Genomic DNA, 19,437 nt, shown 5'->3' on the forward strand with positions numbered 1-19,437 from the left:
TCAGTCCCATTCCAGGCCGCCGCGCCGCCATACGTACGCGTACGCGACGAAGACGGTGAGCACGAAGAGCAGCATCTCCACGAGCCCGAAGATCCCCAGGGCGTCGAAGGTGACGGCCCAGGGGTAGAGGAAGACGATCTCGATGTCGAAGACGATGAAGAGCATCGCCGTCAGGTAGTACTTGATGGGAAAGCGCCCGCCGCCGGCCGGCGTGGGGGTCGGCTCGATACCGCACTCGTAGGCCTCGAGCTTGGCCCGGTTGTACCGCTTCGGACCGATCAGCGTGGCCATGACCACGGAGAAGATCGCAAAGCCTGCCCCGAGGGCTCCCAGTACGAGGATGGGCGCATACGCGTTCACCGCTCCTCGCTCCTCTCAGTCGGCACTGACTGCTGGCGATGGTCGCCGGACTCACTTCCGCCCCACCGGCCCCATGAACTCCGCCCGTCCCGGCGAAGATCGAGAACATGTGAAGCAGGTCACAAGCCCAACTGCCTCGCATCCTATGCCCGCCGCTCTGTGATCTGCGACACGGGGTATTACACAAGCTTTGTGATCTCCACCACCTGACGAAGGATCATGAAGTCGGATGAGTGGTGATCTTCGTACGCGAGGCATCCAAGTGATCACCTGAGGTGACATTTCCGCTCGTCGTCGCAGCTCGGAGGGGTCGTCTCAATATCAAGAGAGTTCCTCTGCATGCAAATTGGTGATGGACGCGGACGCTTGATAGTGGACTCCGTTCACACGTCAGAGGGAGGTCCGGGGTGCGGTGTGGACGCGTGCACACATTCACGAGCGACTCGGGTCCGGGACGCGACCGGGTCGCGACCGGGTCATGCGCGCGGGACGCGGCCACCTCCGTAACCGTTGCGTGACCTCCGCCACATCCATGAGAGGGCCGTGAGAACCGGGCTTGGCCACCTGCCTCAACAAGTGGTAAGCGCGGGGCAATTCGGGCGAACCGATGAAAGGCCGTGATCACGGGCGGGTTGGGCTACGTCCGCAATGTCCGTTACGGCGTCAATAAAGGGCGACACACCCGGGGTTCACGAGGTCGATTGAACAACTGTGGCGCAGCACACGTTTCTTGTAGGTATGGAGGAGCCCCTGATACCGGTTGTTCTCATGTCCCACACCGCTCACATACGCAGCCACCGGAAACCCCGCCGCACCGGGTCCACGACCCTCGCGATGCGCGCCGGAGTTGCCGGTGGCGTCCTCAGCATGGCAGCGGCGGGCGCGTCGGCCACGGCGAGCGCCGCCGAGCCGGTCACGCAGACCCTCGAACTGCCCACCCTGACGGCCGACCTGGCCGCTCAGGTCGCGGAGTCCGCGGACGCCACGCAGCAGGCCGCGGCCAGCTACGAGCTCCAGGCCGAGCGCGACGCCGCAGCGGCGGCCGCCGCGAAGGAGGCCAAGGCCGACCTCGCCGAGGCCAAGGAGAAGGCGGAGGCCAAGAAGAAGGCCGCCGAGGCCGCTCGCAAGGCCGCCGCGGAGCGCGCCGCCCGCAGCGCCGAGCGGGCCACGCTCGCCACGACCAGCGCGTCCACCACCGCCTCGGCCCCGGCCAGCGGCAGTGTGGGGACGGTCATCTCCTTCCTCAAGGCCCAGCTCGGCGACGCCTACGTCATGGGCGCCACCGGCCCCAACGCGTGGGACTGCTCCTCGCTGGTGCAGGCCGCCTTCAAGCAGGTCGGCGTGGACCTGCCCCGCGTCTCGCAGGACCAGTCGATGGCCGGCACGGACGTGTCGCTGTCCAACCTCCAGGTCGGGGACATCCTGTACTGGGGCGGCAAGGGCTCGGCGTACCACGTGGGTGTGTACATCGGGAACGGTCAGTACCTGGACGCCGCCAACCCGTCCAAGGGTGTGGTCATTCAGGACCTTTCCGGCTATCCCGCTTCGGGCGCGGTGCGCGTACTCTGACGCACAGCCCATAACGGGCACAACAGTACGGATGGGGCCGCAGCCGCTCGGGGGCAGCGGCCCCGTCCGGCACCTCCGCTAGCCGAGGTCGAAGGTGTTGGGCAGACCCAGCCGGTAGCGGAGTTCGTCGACCCGCTTCAGCGGCTCCAGCTCGGGCGGGCGGTACAGGCCCGCGATCGCGCAGCGTTCGGCGCCCGAATTGTCGGCGTCCAGTACGGCGTTGGCCGCGGCGCGAGCCGCCTCATTGGCACCCTCCATGGACGCGAGGTCGATGTCGGTGCGGACGAAGTCCCCCGAGAGGAAGAAATTGGGCACCCGCGTATGGGCCGTGGGACGGTTGTAGAAGGTGCCCGTGGGGTGGATCATCAGTTGCTCGCGGTTCTGCGGGTCGGGGCCGCCCAGGCCGGTCACCGCCGGGTCCATGAACCAGCCGAGCCGGTCGGCGTCGGTGAGGGTCGTCTTCCCGGAGTCGTTCAGCGCGTCCTTCAGCTGCGCCCACAGTTCGGCGACGACCTCCTCGCGCGTGCACTCGCGAGCCGGCTTCCCGTACAGGATGCCCGGCTTGTCCCACTCGGAGATGATCGCGGAGAGACAGTCCCGGGCGCTTCCGTCGCCGTAGTCGCGCGAGAAGTCCCGTCCGGCCCAGAACTGGGCCTGGCCGACCGCCGTCACCGCCCAGGGTGAGTCCAGGCAGTTGACGTGGCCGTGCACGACCGGGGTGGGCGTGCGGAGATAGAACATCACGCCGGTCATCCAGTCCGTCCGCAGGGCGTCGCAGCGCGCGAGCTGCGGGTCAGCGGCGCGCAGGGCCGGGCCCCACGTCACGCGCGCGTGCTCCACCGGCAGCGCGCTGACGTAGTGGTCGGCGGTGACGGTGCGGTCCTGGCCGCCGTCGCGGGCCGAGACCTGGACGCCGGTCACCCGCCCGCCCGCGTAGAGCACCTCGCGGACCCTGGTGCCGAGGACGAACTCGACGCCGAGTGAGCGCAGATGCCGCTCCCAGGGGTCGATCCAGGCCTCGGTGGTGGGGGCGTTGAGCACCCGGTCGATGTCGGCGTCGCCGTCCTGGCCCCGGCCGAGCAGTCCCCACAGCAGCAGGGCCTCGATGATGACGCGGCCCACCGTGCGGGTGGAGGCCACCTCCGCGCGGGTGGCGACCAGATTGCGGGTCTGGCCGATGGCGAGGAGCGAGCGGTACTCCTCGCTCATCTCCTCCGCGCGCAGGAAGTCCCACCAGGAGGTCTTCTCCCACTCGTCCTCGCGGCGGGCGTCGCAGCTGGTGAGATGGACCAGGATCCGGTCGACGAAGTAGGCGGCCTCATGGGCGGGCAGCCGGGTGCCGAGGTCCAGGACCGACAGGAGCTGGTCGCGGATCCAGGACAGGGTGAGGGTGCCGGGGGCGGGCGGGGTGGTGGCGCGGCGCAGCGGGAAGTGCAGGTCGGGTCGGCCTCCCGCGCGGGCGAAGAGGGCCTCGGTGCCGCTGACGAGGTTGTCGTGGACGCCGTTCGCGTTGCCTGGGAAGGGGATGCGGCGCAGGGTGTCCGGGAGGTTGCGGTAGAAGCCGGGGAAGAAGCGGAAGCCGTGCTCGCCGGGGAGATCGGCGCGGCCGCCGGCCGCGGTACCGGGGACGGGCATCGAGCGGGCCTTGCCGCCGAGGGCGTCGTAGTACTCGTAGACGGTGACGGCGTACCCGCGTTCGGCGAGTTCCTGGGCCACGCTGAGACCGGCGACTCCGCCGCCGAGGACGGCGACGCGCTTCCCGGCGGGTGCGGCGGCGAACGCGGGGCCCGTGGCGCCTAACGCCAGGGCGGCTCCTCCAGTGGCCGTGAGGAAGCGTCTGCGGGTGTGGCCGGCGTTCTCCTGAGCGTTCCGGGTGTGTTCTGTTGTCATGAGTACCGGAGGGTAGGGAGGGGCTCCGAAGGTCGGAAGCCCGATTCCCGGCCAGCCACAGCATCCACACAACCAGCAACGACTCAAAGGGAGTTCAGATGCCCAGCGTCTTCCTGCAAGGCAGGCCGGTCGACTCGTACCCGCCGCTCGCGCCCGAGGCCCGGCGCGGTGCGGTGCGGCGGATCACCGAGGTCGGCGAGGAGGTGCTGCACAAGCCGTGCCGGGACGTCACCGAGTTCGGGCCGGATCTCGCGGCGCTCATCGACGACATGTTCCTGACGATGTACATCGCCGACGGCTGCGGGCTCGCGGCGAACCAGGTCGGGGTCGATCTGCGGCTGTTCGTCTACGACTGCCCGGACGACGACGGGGCCCGGCATGTCGGGCACATCGTCAACCCGGTCCTGGAGCAGCCCGACCCGGCCGGGCGCAGGCTGCTCGACGAGGGCGAGGGGTGCCTGTCGGTACCGGGCGCCGTCATGGCCGTACCGCGCCCCGACCGGGCCGTGGTGCGAGGGCTGGACAGGGACGGCGAGCCGGTCGTCGTCGAGGGCACCGGCTACTTCGCCCGCTGTCTGGCGCACGAGACCGACCACACCACCGGGCAGGTCTACCTGGACCGGCTCTCCAAGCGGGACCGCAAGGACGCGCTGCGGCAGGTGACGGACCGGCGGGAGGAGGTGTTCGCCCGCCGGGCCGCCAACATCGAGGCGCTGAACAGCTGATATGGAGGGCCTGGGTGTCAAGTGGGCATGCGGATGCCGACTCGATGTCCGGGCATCAGTCTTGGTCGTGTCGGTGTGAGGGCCGGTGGGAGACGGCGTGTGGTGAGGCGTGTCGGTCGACGCGCGGTCAGGCTGATATGCGCGGGTTGGGTACCGCATGACCGGTTGTGCGTCGGGAGTGTTCCGCGGGTCTAGGGTCGAGCGTGGCCGCGCCAGATGTGGACGTGACTGCTCATAGCTATGCCGCGGGTCCTCCTCGCGTTGCCTGTCCAGCGCCCGTCTCCCACCGGCTGTTTGTGGGCCGGCTGGTGTCAGGACGGCTCGTCCATCACGGCGAGGCTCCAGCACCACCCGGCCAGTTCGCGAGCGACGGCCACGGCGGCGATGGTGGGCCGCTTGTTGCGGGTGTCGAATCGCTTCCACCGCTGGTTGAGGCGCCGGTTGCCCCGCTCGGCCCGGTCCCGGACGGCGGGCGGCTGACCGGCCTGGCGGCGCATCAGCTCGCGGCTGGGACGGTAGCGCTTGCGGTGGTGCCAGGACGCCTCCACCAGCAGCCGGCGGGCGTGACTGTTGCCGGTCTTGGTGATCGGACCCTGCACCCGGCGCTCTCCGCTGGATGCTTCCGAGGGCACCAGCCCCAGATAGGAACTGATGGTGGCGCCGGTGAACCGGTGCCAGTCGCCGACCTCGACGGCCAGGCCGAAGGCGGTCAGCGTGCTGATCCCGCGCAGGCACCCCAGCCGCCCCACCACCGGCGCGAACGGCGAGGCGGCGGCCATCTGCTCGATGGCCCCGTCCAGCCGCCCGCGGCGGGCATGGGTGCTCAGCACGGTGTCGAAGGCTTCCTCGAAGGCCAGCCGCACGCCGAACCGGTCGAAGCAGAGCGAGCGCAGCCAACCCTCGTGCTCCTGCGTCCAGGCCGTGCCCTGCCACACCAGGCCCTGGCGCAGCAGCAGCTTGGACAGCCGGTGCCTCGCCCTCATCAGGTCCCCGCGCACGTCCTCGCGCGCTCGCACGAGATCCCGCGCGGCTTCCTCCGCCTCGGTGGGCACCCGCACGGCCGGGAGTTCCCCGATCCGCAGCAGCCTGGCCAACCTCTCGGCATCCCGCCGGTCGGTCTTGACCCGATCCCCCGGCGGCCGCTCGATCTTCGACGGGGCCACCACCACGCACCGCACACCCGCCGCTGTTAACGCCCTGGCCAGCCCGAACCCAGTCGGCCCTGCCTCATACGCCACCGCCACCGGAGCGGGCAACGACGCCACCCAGGCCAGCACCGCGTTCGTCTCCGGCGCCAGCCGCAGCGACCGGATCTCCCCGGAAACTCCATCGATCGCGGCCCCGACGACCGAACGGGCGTGAACATCCAGCCCGGCATACGTACGCTCGAACATGGCCGGCACCTCCCGCAATTGCGGCTCTACCGCCACTCAGAGTGGCGGCAACCCGCGCCAACTTGCGAGTGAGGCGCCGGTTCTCCATACGGTCTAGACGAGTAGTTCCGATTGCGGGGTTCACGGACGCAGGGAGGGTGTCCAGCATCGGGTTGTGACGACCGAGTTAGACACCCTCTTGACCGCACTGTACGTGCATGTCGATGACCATCTGAAGACCCCGCGGTGGCGTGGCCGGCCGCCCCGGCTGACCGACGCGGAACTGGTCACCCTGGCCGTGGCCCAAGCGATGCTGGGCTTCCACTGCGAGGCCCGCTGGCTGCGCTTCGCCCACGCCCACCTGCATGGCCTGTTCCCCTACCTGCCCCAGCGCCCGGCCTACAACAAGCGCCTGAGAGCCGCGCTGGGCCTGGTCAAGCGGGCCATCCGTTCCCTCGCCACCGACTGTGACCTGTGGCTGGACGATGTGTGGATCGTGGACTCGACGCCCGTCGAGTGCGCCCGCTCGCGTGAGACCGTCAAACGCTCCGACCTGGCCGGCTGGGCCAACTACGGCTATTGCCGCTCCCACTCACGCTTCTACTGGGGCCTGAAACTACACCTGGTGTGCACCCCGGCCGGCCTGCCCGTCACCTGGGCCCTGGCCGACCCCAAGATCGACGACCGGCAGGTGCTGGCCGACCTGATCGACAACGAACCACATCTGGCCGCCGCCCGGCCGGGCCTGCTGATCCTGGCGGACAAGGGCTACATCGCCGCCGAACTCGACCGCTTCCTCGCCGCCCGCGGCATCAGTCTGCTGCGGCCCTCCTACCGCAACCGCGGCATCCCACACCCGGCGGAGCCCCTGCTCAAGACGGTCCGTCAGCTGATCGAGTCGGTCAACGACACCCTCAAGGGCCAACTCGACCTGGAACAGCACGGCGGCCGGACCATCGAAGGCGTCGGCGTCCGCGTGGCTCAGCGGATCCTCGCCATGACCTGCGCGATCTGGCACAACCGGACCATCGGCGCACCCATCACCAGGTCACTGATCGCTTACGACCACTAAGCCACATCGGAACTACTCGTCTAGGCCCAATACCGGTAACTTAGGGCTTTGGTGTCCGCTTGACCCGTTTGGGTTTGGTGGCGCCAACGATGGTGACGGCCGGAACACGTGGGCGGTCTGCGACTCGGTGGGCAACGCGTTTGAGCGGCCAGCTGGCGACTTTGCGTTTGATGACGCGGGGGTTGGCCCGGCGGCGGCGCCGTGGCAGGAGGCGTTCGAGGAGTTCAGCGTGGGTGGCCTTGATGGCGCGGGCGAGCCGGCCGGGGGGAAAAGGCCGCCTGGTCGGTGACCTGGCGGCGCACGACGCGCAGTGAGCGGGTGAAGGAGATCCGGTCGGGGTCCTGGTCGACTTGTCGTGCAGCCTGGTGCATCAGGTGCCGGATGGCGTGGTGGACAAGCAGGAAGCCGTAAAGTTCCTGCTCAGCTCCGTCAGGATGCTGCGAACGCAGTACCAGGTGCGACCCGCCGAGGTGGGTCTTGATCTCGTCGAGGGTGGACTCGAACTCCCATCGCTGGGCGTAGAGGGCGGCCAGTTCGGCGGCCGGGGCCTTGTCCGGGTCGAGGATCGTGGTGATGAGCCGGTAGACGCCCTCATGTCCGGCAATGGTGTATTCCACCGCGCGTACCGGCACCCCGCGACGGGTGTGGTGGATGTCGCTGCGGTCGAAGATCTCGGTGAGATACGAGCCGTCCGGCAACTGCTCGACCACCGGCAGCACGAGGTCTTTGCGTACCCGCCACAGCAGGTCCGCCCCGGTCGCCGCTGCCTCGCGCCACAGGTCCACGCCGTAAAAGCCGCGGTCGGCCAGCAGCAGCATGCCCTGCCGCAGGGATCTCAGGACCGTCCGGGCCAGGGTCTGCTCTCCGGTGCGAAGAGCTGCGAGCGCGACGTCGAAGACGGCGTGGGTGCCGCACTCCACCAGGCCGACCATGCGCAACTGCGGGTAGCCGACGTCCTGTTCACCGCGCCCGGAGCGGGGCGGACGGCCGAACGCCTCCACGTTCGCCTTCGTGTCGGGCAGGTCAAATGTGGTGCCGTCGATCGCGGTCAGCCGCCAGTCGCGGTAGAAGGCGCCCTGAGTGCCCGGTGTCGCAACCGGACGGCACACCCGCGCGAACAACTGCCGCATCGGCGCCACCCCCAGCCGGGACCTGGCTTTCCAGATCGCCGCCGTACTCGGCACCACCCACGATGCACGCCAACGCCGCGCACCCTGCAAACCCGTGGTCAGCAGCCGGGCGACCTCCTCATAGCTCTGCCCGGAGAACAGGCACATCGCCAGCACGAAGTAGACCACCAGCCGGGCTGGCAACAGCCGGTTCCGCCGCTGCACGCGGCCCGTCTCCGCCAGCACCTCATCCACCAGCGACTGAGGAAACGCCTGCGTCAGCACCCCGACCGCGACCCGATCCGACAACCGCTCACCAGATGACTTCAGTTGACCCGCTCTTGGCACACCACAACAACGACCAGATTGCCCCTAAGTTACCGGTATGACTCTGCTGGTGATGTTGTCGGGGTCATGCGGCGGCTGCGCATAGCGCGTGAAAGTGTGTGGTGCGGCGTCGGGTTCTGGTGGTGCTGGATATCCAGTCGGAGACCCGGGTGACGTTGCAGGCCATGGCGGTGAGGACGTGCTGGACGTGGGTCTTCGCCAGGCCCCGGTAGCGGGAACGGCGCAGGCCGTGGGCTCGGACGTTCTGCGAGAGAGTGGCCTCGATGCCGGCGCGGATCGCGTAGCGGCGCTGCCATTGCTCGGTGCGCTGGTCGAGCCGGTTGCTCATCTGGATCTCGTGCAACGGCCGGGGGAGCACGGCGATGGAGCGGGGCCCGGTGGCTGAAGAGGTGCAGTGCGCGCGGTCTGGGCAGGTCCGGCAGTCCGCCTCGGCGAACCGGGCCTGCAGATAGGTGTGGTCCTTGATGTTCAGCTTGGTCCAGGACACGCTCGTGGCCCCGCGCGGGCAGATCGCCTGCTCATTGTCCCAGTCGATGGTGAAGGCCGCCTTGGCGAAGCCCGAACCGGCCTTGGCCTGGGCACTGTGGTCGGCGACAACCGGGCCCAGCAGAGTGATGCCGTGCACCCGCTGGGCCCGCTCGATACGTGCCGGAGAGATGTAGCCGGCATCGACCACATGCTCCGCGGGCAGCAACTGCCGCCCGGCGAGCTCGTCGTGGATGGTGTCGGTCAGCTCGATGTCCTGGACGGTGGAGATGGTGGTGGCGACATGGACCACCAGCCCGGGGCGTTCTTCGTCGCAGGTTTCCGTGAAATGCGTCCGGTATCCGCTCCAGGCGGTGTCCCGTTTGACGCAGTAGTGCGCATCGGTGTCATACGGGGAGTCGAACCGCAGCGAGGCGGGCGGCAGAGCATGGCCGTCCCGCCAGCGCAACAATCCCTCCACGTCCCAGAAGTAGTGGTGGACCCAGACCTGGCGCAGGATCTCCACCTGAGGAAGAAGCCGCAGGCCGGGTGGGGCGCAGGCGGCCCAGGCGGCGGTCAGGATCTTCTGTCCGTCCCGGCCGAACTCCTCGGCCCGGGCGGTCACGGCCGCCTTCCCGCCCGGCAGTTTGCCGATCTCCACCCGGCGTCCGTACCGCTTGGCCCACTCCGGCTCGATCAGCGGCGCCAGCCAGGCGGGGGCGGCCTCGGCCAGCTCCTCCAGGGCTGCTCGCAGCGTCTCCGCGACCAGCTCCAGGCGGCTGAGCGTCCGCACCGCCGCCAGCACATGGGTGGCATCGGTACGCTGCCGGCCCCCGGCCTTGAGCAGGCCGGCCTCCACCAGGCGATCCAGCATCAGCTCCAGTAACTGGTCGGCGGCGCCGTCCTGTTCGGCCAGCCGGGCCCTGAACTCGCACAGGACCGAGTGGTCGAATCCAGGATCCTCTAGCTCAAGGCCGATCGCGTATTTCCAGTCGATCCTGGTGCGGACCGCGTCCGCCGCCGCCCGGTCCGACAGGTTCTCCGCGAACTGCAGCACCGACACCAGCGCCAGCTGCCCCGGCGACAGTCCCGGCCTGCCGTCGTCGGGGTACAGGTCGGCGAACTCCTCATCCTCGAACAGGACATCCAACCGGTCCCGGATGAGCATGGCCGGGGTGCCCTTCGGACACGCCGCCCGCGCCGTTCGCACCGTCCGTACTGGGATTCGCTGGTGATCCTCCGGCCACCGCGACCACCTCCACCGACGACACCACCCCGCACGCTCCCAGCCAAGCACCGCACACAGCCAGCCGTCAGCGACTTACCAACATCACCAGCAGAGTCCCGGTATTGGGTCTAGGCCCGCCGGCTCATGCCTTCGGCGCCACCTTGCTCAGGCCGTTGATGATCCGATCCATCGCGTCGCCGCCCGTCGGGTCGGTGAGGTTGGCGAGCATCTTCAGGGTGAACTTCATGAGCAGGGGATGCGTCAGGCCGCGCTGGGTCGCGATCTTCATGACCTTCGGGTTGCCGATGAGCTTCACGAAGGCGCGGCCCAGCGCGTAGTAGCCGCCGTAGGTGTCCTTGAGCACGCGCGGGTAGCGCTGGAGGGCCAGTTCGCGGCCCGACGGGGTCGACCGCGCATGCGCCTGGACGATGACGTCGGCGGCGATCTGGCCGGATTCCATGGCGTAGGCGATGCCCTCGCCGTTGAAGGGGTTCACCAGGCCGCCGGCGTCGCCGACCAGCAGCAGGCCCTTGGTGTAGTGGGGCTGGCGGTTGAAGGCCATGGGGAGGGCGGCGCCGCGGATCGGGCCGGTCATGTGCTCGGGGGTGTAGCCCCAGTCCTCCGGCATCGAGGCGCACCAGGCCTTGAGGACCTCGCGCCAGTCCAGTTCCTTGAAGGAGTCGGAGGTGTTCAGGACGCCGAGGCCGACGTTGCAGGTGCCGTCGCCCATGCCGAAGATCCAGCCGTAGCCGGGCAGCAGCCGGTCCTCGGGGCCGCGGCGGTCCCAGAGCTCCAGCCAGGACTCCAGGTAGTCGTCGTCGTGGCGCGGGGACTCGAAGTACGTGCGTACGGCGACGCCCATCGGGCGGTCCTCGCGGCGGTGCAGGCCCATCGCCAGGGACAGGCGCGTGGAGTTGCCGTCGGCGGCGACGACGAGCGGTGCGTGGAAGGCGACCTCACGCTTCTCCTCGCCGAGCTTGGCGTGGACGCCGGTGATCCGGCCGGTGCGCTCGTCGATGATCGGGGCGCCGACGTTGCACCGCTCGTAGAGGCGGGCGCCGGCCTTCTGGGCCTGGCGGGCGAGCTGCTCGTCGAAGTCGTCGCGCTTGCGGACCAGGCCGTAGTCCGGGAAGGAGGCGAGGTCGGGCCAGTCGAGCTGGAGCCGGACACCTCCGCCGACGATCCTCAGGCCCTTGTTGCGCAGCCAGCCGGCCTCCTCGGAGATGTCGATGCCCATCGCCACGAGCTGCTTGACCGCGCGGGGGGTGAGGCCGTCACCGCAGACCTTCTCCCGCGGGAACTCGGTCTTCTCCAGCAGGAGTACGTCGAGCCCGGCCTTGGCCAGGTGGTACGCGGTAGTGGAGCCGGCTGGCCCCGCACCCACGACGATCACATCGGCGGAGTTGTCGGAGAGGAGGGGCTCGGTCACGGCGGGATCTCCCCAAGTTCGAAATCTGCGTGCCGACCGGCACAGGACATGGGCAGTCTATTCAGCAGTAGTGATCACCCGGCTGAAGGGCTGCCCCGTGAACCGAGCTCTCCCCGTAGTACGGCTGCGCGTTCCCACCGACGAGGACGCCGTCGCCTGGCACCGGCTCTTCGACGACCCGGATGTGATGGAGTTCCACGGCGGCAAGTCCGCGGGTCTGTCGGTGTACGAGGAACTCACGGCCCGCCAGCGCCGGCACGACGCCGAGCGCGGGTTCTGCCTGTGGTCCGTGCTGGACGAGTCCGGCGAGGTCATCGGCTTCACCGGCGCCCAGCCGTGGGAGCGGGACTGGGGCCCCACGGGCGAGATCGAGATCGGCTGGCGGCTCGCGCGGGCGCACTGGGGCCGGGGCGTCGTCACCGCTGCCGCGCGGCTCACGCTGGAGCGGGTGCGGGCGGCGGGAGTGCCGGGCGTGGTGGCCATGGTCGACGCCCGCAACCAGCGCTCGATCGCGGTGACCCAGCGCCTGGGCATGCGGCTCGCCGAGGTCTTCACCACTCCGACGAGCGGGCGGGCGGGGCACTGCTACCGGTTGGACCTGACAAGCGGAGCAGCGTGAACCACCTGCACTACGGACAGTAACCGACTGTCACAGAAAGACACTTAACGCTTCCGAGCGGTACCGGGTGGGGGTTACCCTGCCGGTACCGCTGGGGGTGACGTCTGTGTACAAACCGCCCAACACATCCGAAGTGCGCGTGCCACGCCTCGTCGGCCTGATGGCCGTGGACGCGCGCGTGTCGGCCGAGGCGCGCGGCGTGCTGCTCGCCTCGCCCGACCGCCCCGACCTTCAACTCGCCGTCGTGGACTACGTCGTACGGCAGTACCCCGCGCCCGGCGTCGAGGTACCGCGCGGGGCCGTGGTCACCGTGTGGTTCGACTTCGGGGAGGGAGAGGGCGGCGGGGGCGTACGGGAACCGCGGCCGTCGCGCCCCCCACACGGTGGGCTGCGCCGAGAACTCGACGAGCCTGGGGGCCACTCCTACGCCGCCTGCGTCGGCTTCAGCCCTCCCTGAGCCCGCCCCAGGCCCCCTGAACCCCGCCTCAGCTCTCCTTGAACCCCCGGTGCAGGGCGACGACCCCGCCCGTCAGGTTCCGCCAGGCCACCTTCGACCAGCCGGCCTTCTGGAGACGCTCGGCCAGCGCGGGCTGGTCGGGCCAGGCGCGGATGGACTCGGCGAGATAGACGTACGCCTCGGGGTTGGAGGACACCGCGCGGGCGACCGGCGGCAGGGCGCGCATCAGGTACTCGGTGTAGACGGTCCGGAACGGCGCCCAGGTGGGGTGGGAGAACTCGCATATCACCACGCGGCCGCCGGGCTTGGTCACCCGGTACATCTCGCGCAGGCCGGCGTCGAAGTCCTGGACGTTGCGCAGCCCGAAGGAGATCGTGACGGCGTCGAAGGTGTCGTCCTTGAACGGCAGCCTCGTCGCGTCGCCCGCCGTCAGCGGCAGCCACGGGTGCTTGCGCTTGCCGACCTGGAGCATGCCGAGCGAGAAGTCGCAGGGGACGACATAGGCGCCGGTGCGGGAGAAGGGCAGGGAGGAGGTCGCCGTACCGGCGGCCAGGTCCAGGATCTTCTGCGCGGGCCGGGCGTCGACCGCCTTGGCGACCGCCTTGCGCCACACCCGGTCCTGGCCGAGCGAGAGCACGTCGTTCGTCAGGTCGTACCGTTCCGCGACGTCGTCGAACATCGAGGCGACTTCGTGCGGCTGCTTGTTCAGGGAAGCGCGGGTCACGCGTCCATTCTTGCAGTACGCCTTCCAGGACCGGCTCAGGGGAGGTCTGTGGTCGGTCGCGCAGTTCCCCGCGCCCCTAAGAGGTTCGTTCTAGCGGCGGCGGTACACCAGTCGGCCCCCCAGCACCGTCGCCACACACGTCCCCGCGCCCTTCGCCGTGAGCGCGTTCTCGTCCGGTACGTCGAAGACCGCCAGGTCTGCCGCACCCCCGACAGTGAGCGGGCCATGGACCGTGCCGGGGAGGTCGTGGCCCTCCACGAAGGGGTTCAGGTCCGGGCCGTCCCACATCGGCGGAGCCGATCGCCACGGATCGGGCACCTCGCGCAGGCCCGACCGCGCCACCGACTGCCGTACGGCGTCCGGGAAGGGGCCGCCGACATGGGTCGTGCCGTGGGCGAGCATCCGCTGAAGGCCGCGGCGGACGCTGCCCGCCATCCGGGCGGCGTCCGGGGCGAGTTCGGCGAAGGCTGCGCCGGTGAGGGGCTCGGTGCCCAGCTCGTCCGCCTCGCGCGGGTCGGGGTGGTAGCACCGGGTCAGCAGCCACCGTCCGTGCAACTGCCGCAGCCCCGGGGTCAGTACGCCCGGCCAGCGCCGGGTGCGCGCACCCTCGTAGGACGCCGCCATGTCGTCGTACGGCCCGACGGCCGCGACGCGGTCGCCGTCGACGACGACCGCCCCGTCCGGCACCGGCTCGGCGCCGATCGGCAGCACCAGGGCCGCCGTATGGATGGTGAGCATCTAGTTGGAGGCGAGGATCTTCAGCTCGGGGTGGGCCGTGCCACCCTCGATCGCCGTGGAGGAGATGTGGGACACGACGCGCGCGTCGACCGGGTCGTTCGCCGGGTCGTCGTGCACGACGAGGTGCTCGTACGTGGTCGAGCGCTGGGCCGGGACCCGCCCCGCCGTACGGATCATGTCGATCATTTCCTGGAGGTTGGAGCGGTGCTTGGCACCGGCCGCCGAGACGACGTTCTCCTCCAGCATGATCGAGCCGAGGTCGTCGGCGCCGTAGTGCAGCGTCAGCTGGCCCGCGTCCTGGCCGGTGGTCAGCCAGGAGCCCTGGATGTGGGCGATGTTGTCCATGAAGAGCCGGGAGATCGCGATCATCCGCAGGTACTCGAAGATCGTGGCCTGTGTGCGGCCCTTCAGGTGGTTGTTCATCGGCTGGTACAGGTACGGGATGAAGGCGCGGAAGCCGCCCGTCCGGTCCTGGACCTCACGGATCATCCGCAGGTGCTCGATGCGTTCGGCGTTGGTCTCGCCGGTGCCCATCAGCATGGTGGAGGTGGACTCGACACCCAGGTTGTGGGCGGTCTCCATGATCTCCAGCCAGCGCTCGCCGGACTCCTTGAGCGGCGCGATGGCCTTGCGGGGGCGCTCGGGGAGCAGTTCCGCGCCGGCACCGGCGAAGGAGTCGAGGCCGGCCGCGTGGATCCGCTGGATCGCCTCCTCGACCGACACCCCGCTGATCCGGGCCATGTGCTCGACCTCGGACGCGCCGAGGGAGTGGATGACCAGCTGCGGGAACGCGTCCTTGATGGCCTTGAAGTGCTTCTCGTAGTACTCGACGCCGTAGTCCGGGTGATGGCCGCCCTGGAACATGATCTGGGTGCCGCCCAGTTCGACCGTCTCCGCGCACCGGCGCAGGATGTCGTCCAGGTCGCGGGTCCAGCCCTTGGCGGTGTCCTTGGGGGGCGCGTAGAAGGCGCAGAACTTGCACGCCGTCACGCAGACGTTCGTGTAGTTGATGTTGCGCTCGATGATGTACGTCGCGATGTGCTCGGTGCCCGCGTAACGGCGGCGGCGTACGGCGTCGGCGGCGGCGCCGAGCGCGTGCAGCGGGGCGTCGCGGTAGAGGTCGAGCGCCTCCTCTGGGGTGATCCGCCCACCCTCCGCGGCACGGTCGAGGACGGACTGGAGGTCGGCCTTCTCTGTCACCGGGGCGTCCCTTTCGTCAAGGGTTGTGGACGGACTGATCCAGCCTACGCCAGGCGGTTGCGCGGGCCGACGTCAGGCCGTGTAGGCCCCGATCAGCAGTCCGAGGAAGGCCCCGGCGATCAGGAAGGGCCCGAAGGGGATCGACGTCTTGCGTCCCGCCCTCCGTACAACGACCAGGGCACCGCCGTACAGCGCCCCGAGCAGGAACCCGGCAAAGGTGCCGAGCATCAGCGTGGACCAGCCGTACCAGCCGAGGACCGCGCCCGTGCCGAGGGCGAGCTTGACGTCGCCGAAGCCCATGCCGGCGGGGTTGATGAGGAAGAGGACGAGATATCCGCCGCCGAGGGCGAGGGCGCCGTAGAGGGCGGTGGTCCACTCCCCCGCGTGCTCCGGGACCAGGGCGACCACGCCGAGCAGGACGAGGGCGGCCCCCGCGAGCGGCAGGGTCAGCGGGTCCGGCAGGCGCTGGACGCGGAAGTCGACCACCGCGAGCAGTACGCCGAGGGGGGCGAGCAGCAGCCATACGCCCAGTTCGGGGCGGGTGCCGGTGGCGGCGGCGAGGGCGGCGCAGACGGCGGCGGTGGCGAGGGAGAGGGGGACGACGCCAAGGCCGTAGGACCGTGCGCAGGTGGTGCAGTGCGCGCGCCCGAGCCAGCCCCGTACCGGATGCCCCTCCGGGCAGTTGTCGCGCCAGGGCTCGCCCGCCGGGGCGGAGAAGCGGTAGGCGGCCCGGGGCAGGAACGCGCCCGCCGCCGCACCCCACAGTGCGGCGGCGAGTACGAGGAGCAGGTCGGTCATCCCGCGGCGACGGCGCCGTCGCGCCAGGTCGGCAGCAGCTCGTCGAGCAGCGCCTCGGTACGCGGCGGCAGACCGCGCGCGCCGCTGCGGGTGATGAGGTCCGCGGCCAGCGCCTGGAGGCGGGCGGTGTCGCCGGTGGCGTGGGTGGCGCGCAGCAGCTCGTGCCAGAGGCGCTCGTCGGCGGGCGCGGAGTTGAGGGCCGCGGTGAGCGCCTCGATGGCCTTCTCCGCGCGGTCCTTCTCCAGGTGGAACGCGGACAGCGCGAGCCCGATGTCCGCGACCAGCAGCGGAAGTTGGGCGTCGACGATCTCGTGGGTGAGCCAGCGGTAGCGGCCCTCTGCCCGGTCGGCGAGCAGGGGTCCGCGTACCAGCACCAGCGCGTCGGTGAGCAGCCGCCCGCGCACGGCCCGGCTGTTCACGCCCCGGCCCTGGGTGGCCTCGTGGTAGAGCGACCGCAGCACATCGAGATCGGATACGACGGACTTGGCGAGGTTGAGCCGCCCGGTGGAGTCGGTGCGCAGCCGCGGGCTGCCGTCGGGATCGGTGCCGAGCCACGCCCGCAGCCGCTCCAGCAGCGCGTCCCGCACGTCCTCGGTGACTCCGCGCGGCCACAGCGCGGAGGACAGCACCCGCGGGTGCACGCCCTCGCGGTGCAGGAGCAGCAGGGCGAGCGCCTCGTGGAGCAGCGCGCTGCGCTCGCCGTCGGGGGTGTCGAGGCCGATGATCTCGTACGGGCCGACGAGGCGGGCGTAGACCGCGGGCCGCCCCTGCTCGCTGACGTCGACGAGGAACGGCGGGGTGGTGGTCGGCCCGTCCGGGTCCTGGTCGGGGTCGGCCTGCACGAACAGCTCGACGACGGCCTGCTGTTGGGCGACGGGCAGCAGCTGTGCCTCCAACTCGAGCCCGAGCAGCGGGGCGAGCAGCTTGCCCTCACCGGTGATCTCCATCTCCCAGGCGGCGCCCGGGAGATCGCCGGTCTCGGTGCCGACAAGGTAGCCGATGCCGAGGCGGCTGGCGTCGGAGGCGAGTTCGGCGAGCTTGACGGCGTCCTCGGCGGAGGGCTGCGCGGCGAGCAGGACGAGGTGCGGGGCCCAACGGGTGTGCTGGGCGGGCCCGGTACGCCCGGTGAGCACGGAGTCCTGTCCGGCCGCGCCGAGCGCTCCGCGCCGCTGCCGGGTCTCGGCCTCCATCGTCTCGATCAGATCGTCGATGCCGTCGAGGTGGCGCAGGCGGTTGGGGGCGAGCGGGGTGAGGTCCTGGCCGAAGCCGACGAGGGTGATGGTCATGCGGTCGGACCAGCCGTTGGTCGCCAGCTCGGCGGCCACGGACGCGAACACGGCGGCCCGGTCGGCCTCGCGGCCGGCGAGGGAGACGATGCCGGGCACGGACTCCAGGTTCAGCAGCAGCCGGGAGTCGTCCATGGTGCCGAGGCTGACGAGACCGGGGTACGGGGCGGCCGTGTCGGTGTCCTCGTAGCGCTCGGCGTCGGCGCGGGCCAGCATCCAGAAGGTCTGGTCCTGGCCGAGCTGCCAGGGCGCGGGCGGCTTCCCGGCGGGCTGGGCGAGCTGGAGATGCAGATCGCCGTTGCTGAGCCAGGCGGCGTAGACGGTGGGCAGGGCCCGGGACTCCTCGGCGAGCGAGGCGGCGAGCCCGCGCAGGGAACGGTCCAGCAGGCGTACGCCCTCGGGGTCGGCGCCGACCAGGAGGGCGTCCTGCACGTTCGCGGCGTCGCCGGTCGGGGTGGGCGGCTCCATGCCGCGCCGCCCGCCGACGGATCCGAGCGCCGACTGCCACAGGGCCTGACGGCGCCTGCGACCGAGGGCGCCGAGGAGACCGGCGGCGAGGAGGGGGGCGGTGAGGAGGGCTTCGGGGAGGCCGAAGGTGTCGGACTCGGTGGAGGCGGTGGCGTGTTGCTGCTGCTCGGGGGCGGCGGGGCGCTGCTCCGGGAGGGAGACCTGGGCGGTGTCACCGGAGGAGCCTTGCTGGTGGCCGCCGCCTTGGGCGTGGTCGCCGCCTCCCTGGGCCGTGTCGCCTCCGGTCTTGGCGTAGTCGTGGATCTGCTGCTGGACCTCGGGCGAGACGTCGGGCGTCTCATCGGGCATCTCGACGAGGTCGCCGCCGCGGGCATCGCCGGGCATCTCCATGATCCAGCCGGGCCGGATGAGGCTGGCTTCGGAGAGCCGTGACCCATCGGGCTGCACGCGGTCCTTGTTGAGCTGGTAGATCTCCTTGTACCGGCGGCCGTCGCCGAGGTGCCGTTCGGCGATCTCCCAGAGGGAGTCGTGGTGACGTCCCTCGGGCGGCTGGATCCGGTAGTACTTCGTGTCCCCGTCCTTGGCGGTACCCGGGGTCGCCGCTTCCGTGTGCGACGCCTGCTCGGCGAGGGCGGCCGCGGCGGAGGCGGCCTGCTCCTGCTGCTGCGCGAACAGCCCACCGCCCGGGGTCTGCTGGGCGGCGGCGACGGTGGGGCGCTGATTGCCCTCCAGGCTCTGCCCGAGCTGGGAGAGCCCCGGGGCGAGGCTGGCGGCGGTGGCGCCGACGAGCAGCAGCGCGGCGACGAGCTGCCGGGCGAGCAACTGACTGGGCCCGGCACCGGGTACACGCCCCGGCACGCCGACCCCCGAGAGCGCGGCCTTCATCTCCACGATCACGCAAGCGGTGAACTGCGCCCAGGCGAGCCAGACGAAGAAGGTGAGGATGTCGATGAACGTCCCGACGCTCAGTTCCTTCGTGAGCCACTCCTGGGGTTCCCAGGTGGTGGGCACCGGCCACCCCAGATACATGGCCAACGACCCCGGCACCCCGACCAGCAGCACAACCAGCGCGACGAACGCGAGGAACGCCTTGACGAAGTCCCCGAACGAACGCCGGTGCACCCGCACGGGCTGCGGGGTCCGGTTCCGCGGGGTGGTCGGGCTTCCCGTCGAGCTTCTCGTCGAGCTTGAGCGTCGCGGCATGGGAGGAGTCCTGGGGTTGGGGTGTGAGGGTGTACTGAGACTACAGAGATCTTATGGACTGTCCTCGGGGCCGTCGAAGGCTGGAGCAGAAGCGCAACAGTCCGCCGACATCAGTGACCCACCACCCGTCCGAAAAGCCCGAGTTGCCCGACGCGAGGCCGAGATCCTCACATCCCCCACACAATCCCCCACCCGAGGGCTTCTCGGACGGGCCCGGCGTCGTACCGCCCACGGGCTTGTCGGTGTGCGCCGTGCCCGCGGCCCCTGCCCCTCCCTCGCGTGAACCTCAGCGAGAACGACGAGTCGACCGCAGCACATTCATAGCTGCCGCGGCTCCTGTCCATGAGGAACTCCCGCAGACCGTCGAGCAGAAGGG

General features: G+C 70.3%; 16 protein-coding genes. 5 read left to right on the plus strand and 11 right to left on the minus strand.

Going from position 1 to position 19,437, the window contains the following annotated elements; translation table 11 throughout:
- Positions 1-360 carry an NADH-quinone oxidoreductase subunit A gene (locus BN159_RS18700; protein ID WP_003992243.1) on the minus strand — a complete coding sequence of 120 codons (360 nt, stop codon included), beginning with the start codon at positions 358-360 and terminating at the stop codon, positions 1-3.
- 738 nt (positions 361-1,098) lie between these two features.
- On the opposite strand from BN159_RS18700, the gene BN159_RS18705 reads away from it, so the two are divergent.
- Positions 1,099-1,929 carry a C40 family peptidase gene (locus tag BN159_RS18705; protein ID WP_015658553.1) on the plus strand — a complete coding sequence of 277 codons (831 nt, stop codon included), beginning with the start codon at positions 1,099-1,101 and terminating at the stop codon, positions 1,927-1,929.
- A gap of 78 nt (positions 1,930-2,007) precedes the next feature.
- On the opposite strand, the gene BN159_RS18710 is transcribed toward BN159_RS18705, so the two are convergent.
- Positions 2,008-3,819, minus strand: a complete 1,812-nt coding sequence (locus BN159_RS18710) for a hydroxysqualene dehydroxylase (protein ID WP_015658554.1) — start codon at positions 3,817-3,819, stop codon at positions 2,008-2,010.
- 98 nt (positions 3,820-3,917) lie between these two features.
- Here BN159_RS18710 and def point away from each other — a divergent pair, with 98 nt between their 5' ends.
- Entirely contained in the window at positions 3,918-4,544 is a 627-nt protein-coding gene (gene def, locus BN159_RS18715) for a peptide deformylase (protein WP_015658555.1), read from the plus strand.
- A gap of 311 nt (positions 4,545-4,855) precedes the next feature.
- On the opposite strand, the gene BN159_RS18720 is transcribed toward def, so the two are convergent.
- Positions 4,856-5,938, minus strand: coding sequence for an IS110 family RNA-guided transposase (locus BN159_RS18720; RefSeq protein ID WP_015658556.1), 1,083 nt, complete (start codon positions 5,936-5,938; stop codon positions 4,856-4,858).
- 154 nt (positions 5,939-6,092) lie between these two features.
- Here BN159_RS18720 and BN159_RS18725 point away from each other — a divergent pair, with 154 nt between their 5' ends.
- Positions 6,093-6,989: an IS982 family transposase gene (locus BN159_RS18725; protein ID WP_015658557.1), complete on the plus strand. Its 897-nt coding sequence runs from the start codon at positions 6,093-6,095 to the stop codon at positions 6,987-6,989.
- A 224-nt stretch (positions 6,990-7,213) separates the two neighbouring features.
- Here BN159_RS18725 and BN159_RS18730 read toward each other — a convergent pair whose 3' ends face one another.
- From BN159_RS18730 to BN159_RS18740, 3 genes are all read right to left on the minus strand, one after another.
- Complete coding sequence (locus BN159_RS18730; protein WP_041818680.1) at positions 7,214-8,446, minus strand: IS4 family transposase; 1,233 nt, start codon at positions 8,444-8,446, stop codon at positions 7,214-7,216.
- Between the two features lie 64 nt (positions 8,447-8,510).
- On the minus strand, positions 8,511-10,136 hold the full coding sequence (locus BN159_RS18735) for an IS1182 family transposase (RefSeq protein ID WP_106435897.1): 1,626 nt from the start codon (positions 10,134-10,136) through the stop codon (positions 8,511-8,513).
- Positions 10,137-10,281: 145 nt separating this feature from the next.
- A complete protein-coding gene (locus BN159_RS18740; RefSeq protein WP_015658559.1) occupies positions 10,282-11,568 on the minus strand; it encodes a geranylgeranyl reductase family protein in 1,287 nt (428 codons plus the stop codon).
- A gap of 97 nt (positions 11,569-11,665) precedes the next feature.
- Here BN159_RS18740 and BN159_RS18745 point away from each other — a divergent pair, with 97 nt between their 5' ends.
- Both BN159_RS18745 and BN159_RS18750 read left to right on the plus strand, forming a co-directional pair.
- Positions 11,666-12,187: a GNAT family N-acetyltransferase gene (locus tag BN159_RS18745; RefSeq protein WP_086016531.1), complete on the plus strand. Its 522-nt coding sequence runs from the start codon at positions 11,666-11,668 to the stop codon at positions 12,185-12,187.
- A 133-nt stretch (positions 12,188-12,320) separates the two neighbouring features.
- On the plus strand, positions 12,321-12,644 hold the full coding sequence (locus tag BN159_RS18750; RefSeq protein ID WP_041819505.1) for a PASTA domain-containing protein: 324 nt from the start codon (positions 12,321-12,323) through the stop codon (positions 12,642-12,644).
- Between the two features lie 28 nt (positions 12,645-12,672).
- On the opposite strand, the gene BN159_RS18755 is transcribed toward BN159_RS18750, so the two are convergent.
- From BN159_RS18755 to BN159_RS18775, 5 genes are all read right to left on the minus strand, one after another.
- Entirely contained in the window at positions 12,673-13,368 is a 696-nt protein-coding gene (locus tag BN159_RS18755; RefSeq protein WP_015658562.1) for a demethylmenaquinone methyltransferase, read from the minus strand.
- Positions 13,369-13,458: 90 nt separating this feature from the next.
- Positions 13,459-14,106, minus strand: a complete 648-nt coding sequence (locus tag BN159_RS18760; protein ID WP_015658563.1) for an amidohydrolase family protein — start codon at positions 14,104-14,106, stop codon at positions 13,459-13,461.
- Positions 14,107-15,306 carry a cyclic dehypoxanthinyl futalosine synthase gene (mqnC, locus tag BN159_RS18765; protein WP_015658564.1) on the minus strand — a complete coding sequence of 400 codons (1,200 nt, stop codon included), beginning with the start codon at positions 15,304-15,306 and terminating at the stop codon, positions 14,107-14,109.
- Between the two features lie 72 nt (positions 15,307-15,378).
- Positions 15,379-16,104 carry a prepilin peptidase gene (locus BN159_RS18770; protein WP_015658565.1) on the minus strand — a complete coding sequence of 242 codons (726 nt, stop codon included), beginning with the start codon at positions 16,102-16,104 and terminating at the stop codon, positions 15,379-15,381.
- A complete protein-coding gene (locus tag BN159_RS18775; RefSeq protein WP_015658566.1) occupies positions 16,101-19,061 on the minus strand; it encodes a bacterial transcriptional activator domain-containing protein in 2,961 nt (986 codons plus the stop codon). Before BN159_RS18775 ends, BN159_RS18770 begins: the two co-directional genes overlap by 4 nt.
- Between the last annotated feature and the right edge of the window lie 376 nt (positions 19,062-19,437).

The sequence above is a fragment of the Streptomyces davaonensis JCM 4913 genome (assembly GCF_000349325.1).
GTDB lineage: Bacteria > Actinomycetota > Actinomycetes > Streptomycetales > Streptomycetaceae > Streptomyces > Streptomyces davaonensis.

Coding starts and splice junctions, on each gene's coding strand:
- BN159_RS18775 (WP_015658566.1), bottom strand. CDS start 19,061: ATGCCGCGACGCTCAAGCTCGACGAGAAGCTCGACGGGAAGCCCGACC.
- BN159_RS18770 (WP_015658565.1), bottom strand. CDS start 16,104: ATGACCGACCTGCTCCTCGTACTCGCCGCCGCACTGTGGGGTGCGGCG.
- BN159_RS18705 (WP_015658553.1), top strand. CDS start 1,099: ATGGAGGAGCCCCTGATACCGGTTGTTCTCATGTCCCACACCGCTCAC.
- BN159_RS18720 (WP_015658556.1), bottom strand. CDS start 5,938: ATGTTCGAGCGTACGTATGCCGGGCTGGATGTTCACGCCCGTTCGGTC.
- BN159_RS18760 (WP_015658563.1), bottom strand. CDS start 14,106: ATGCTCACCATCCATACGGCGGCCCTGGTGCTGCCGATCGGCGCCGAG.
- BN159_RS18710 (WP_015658554.1), bottom strand. CDS start 3,819: ATGACAACAGAACACACCCGGAACGCTCAGGAGAACGCCGGCCACACC.
- def (WP_015658555.1), top strand. CDS start 3,918: ATGCCCAGCGTCTTCCTGCAAGGCAGGCCGGTCGACTCGTACCCGCCG.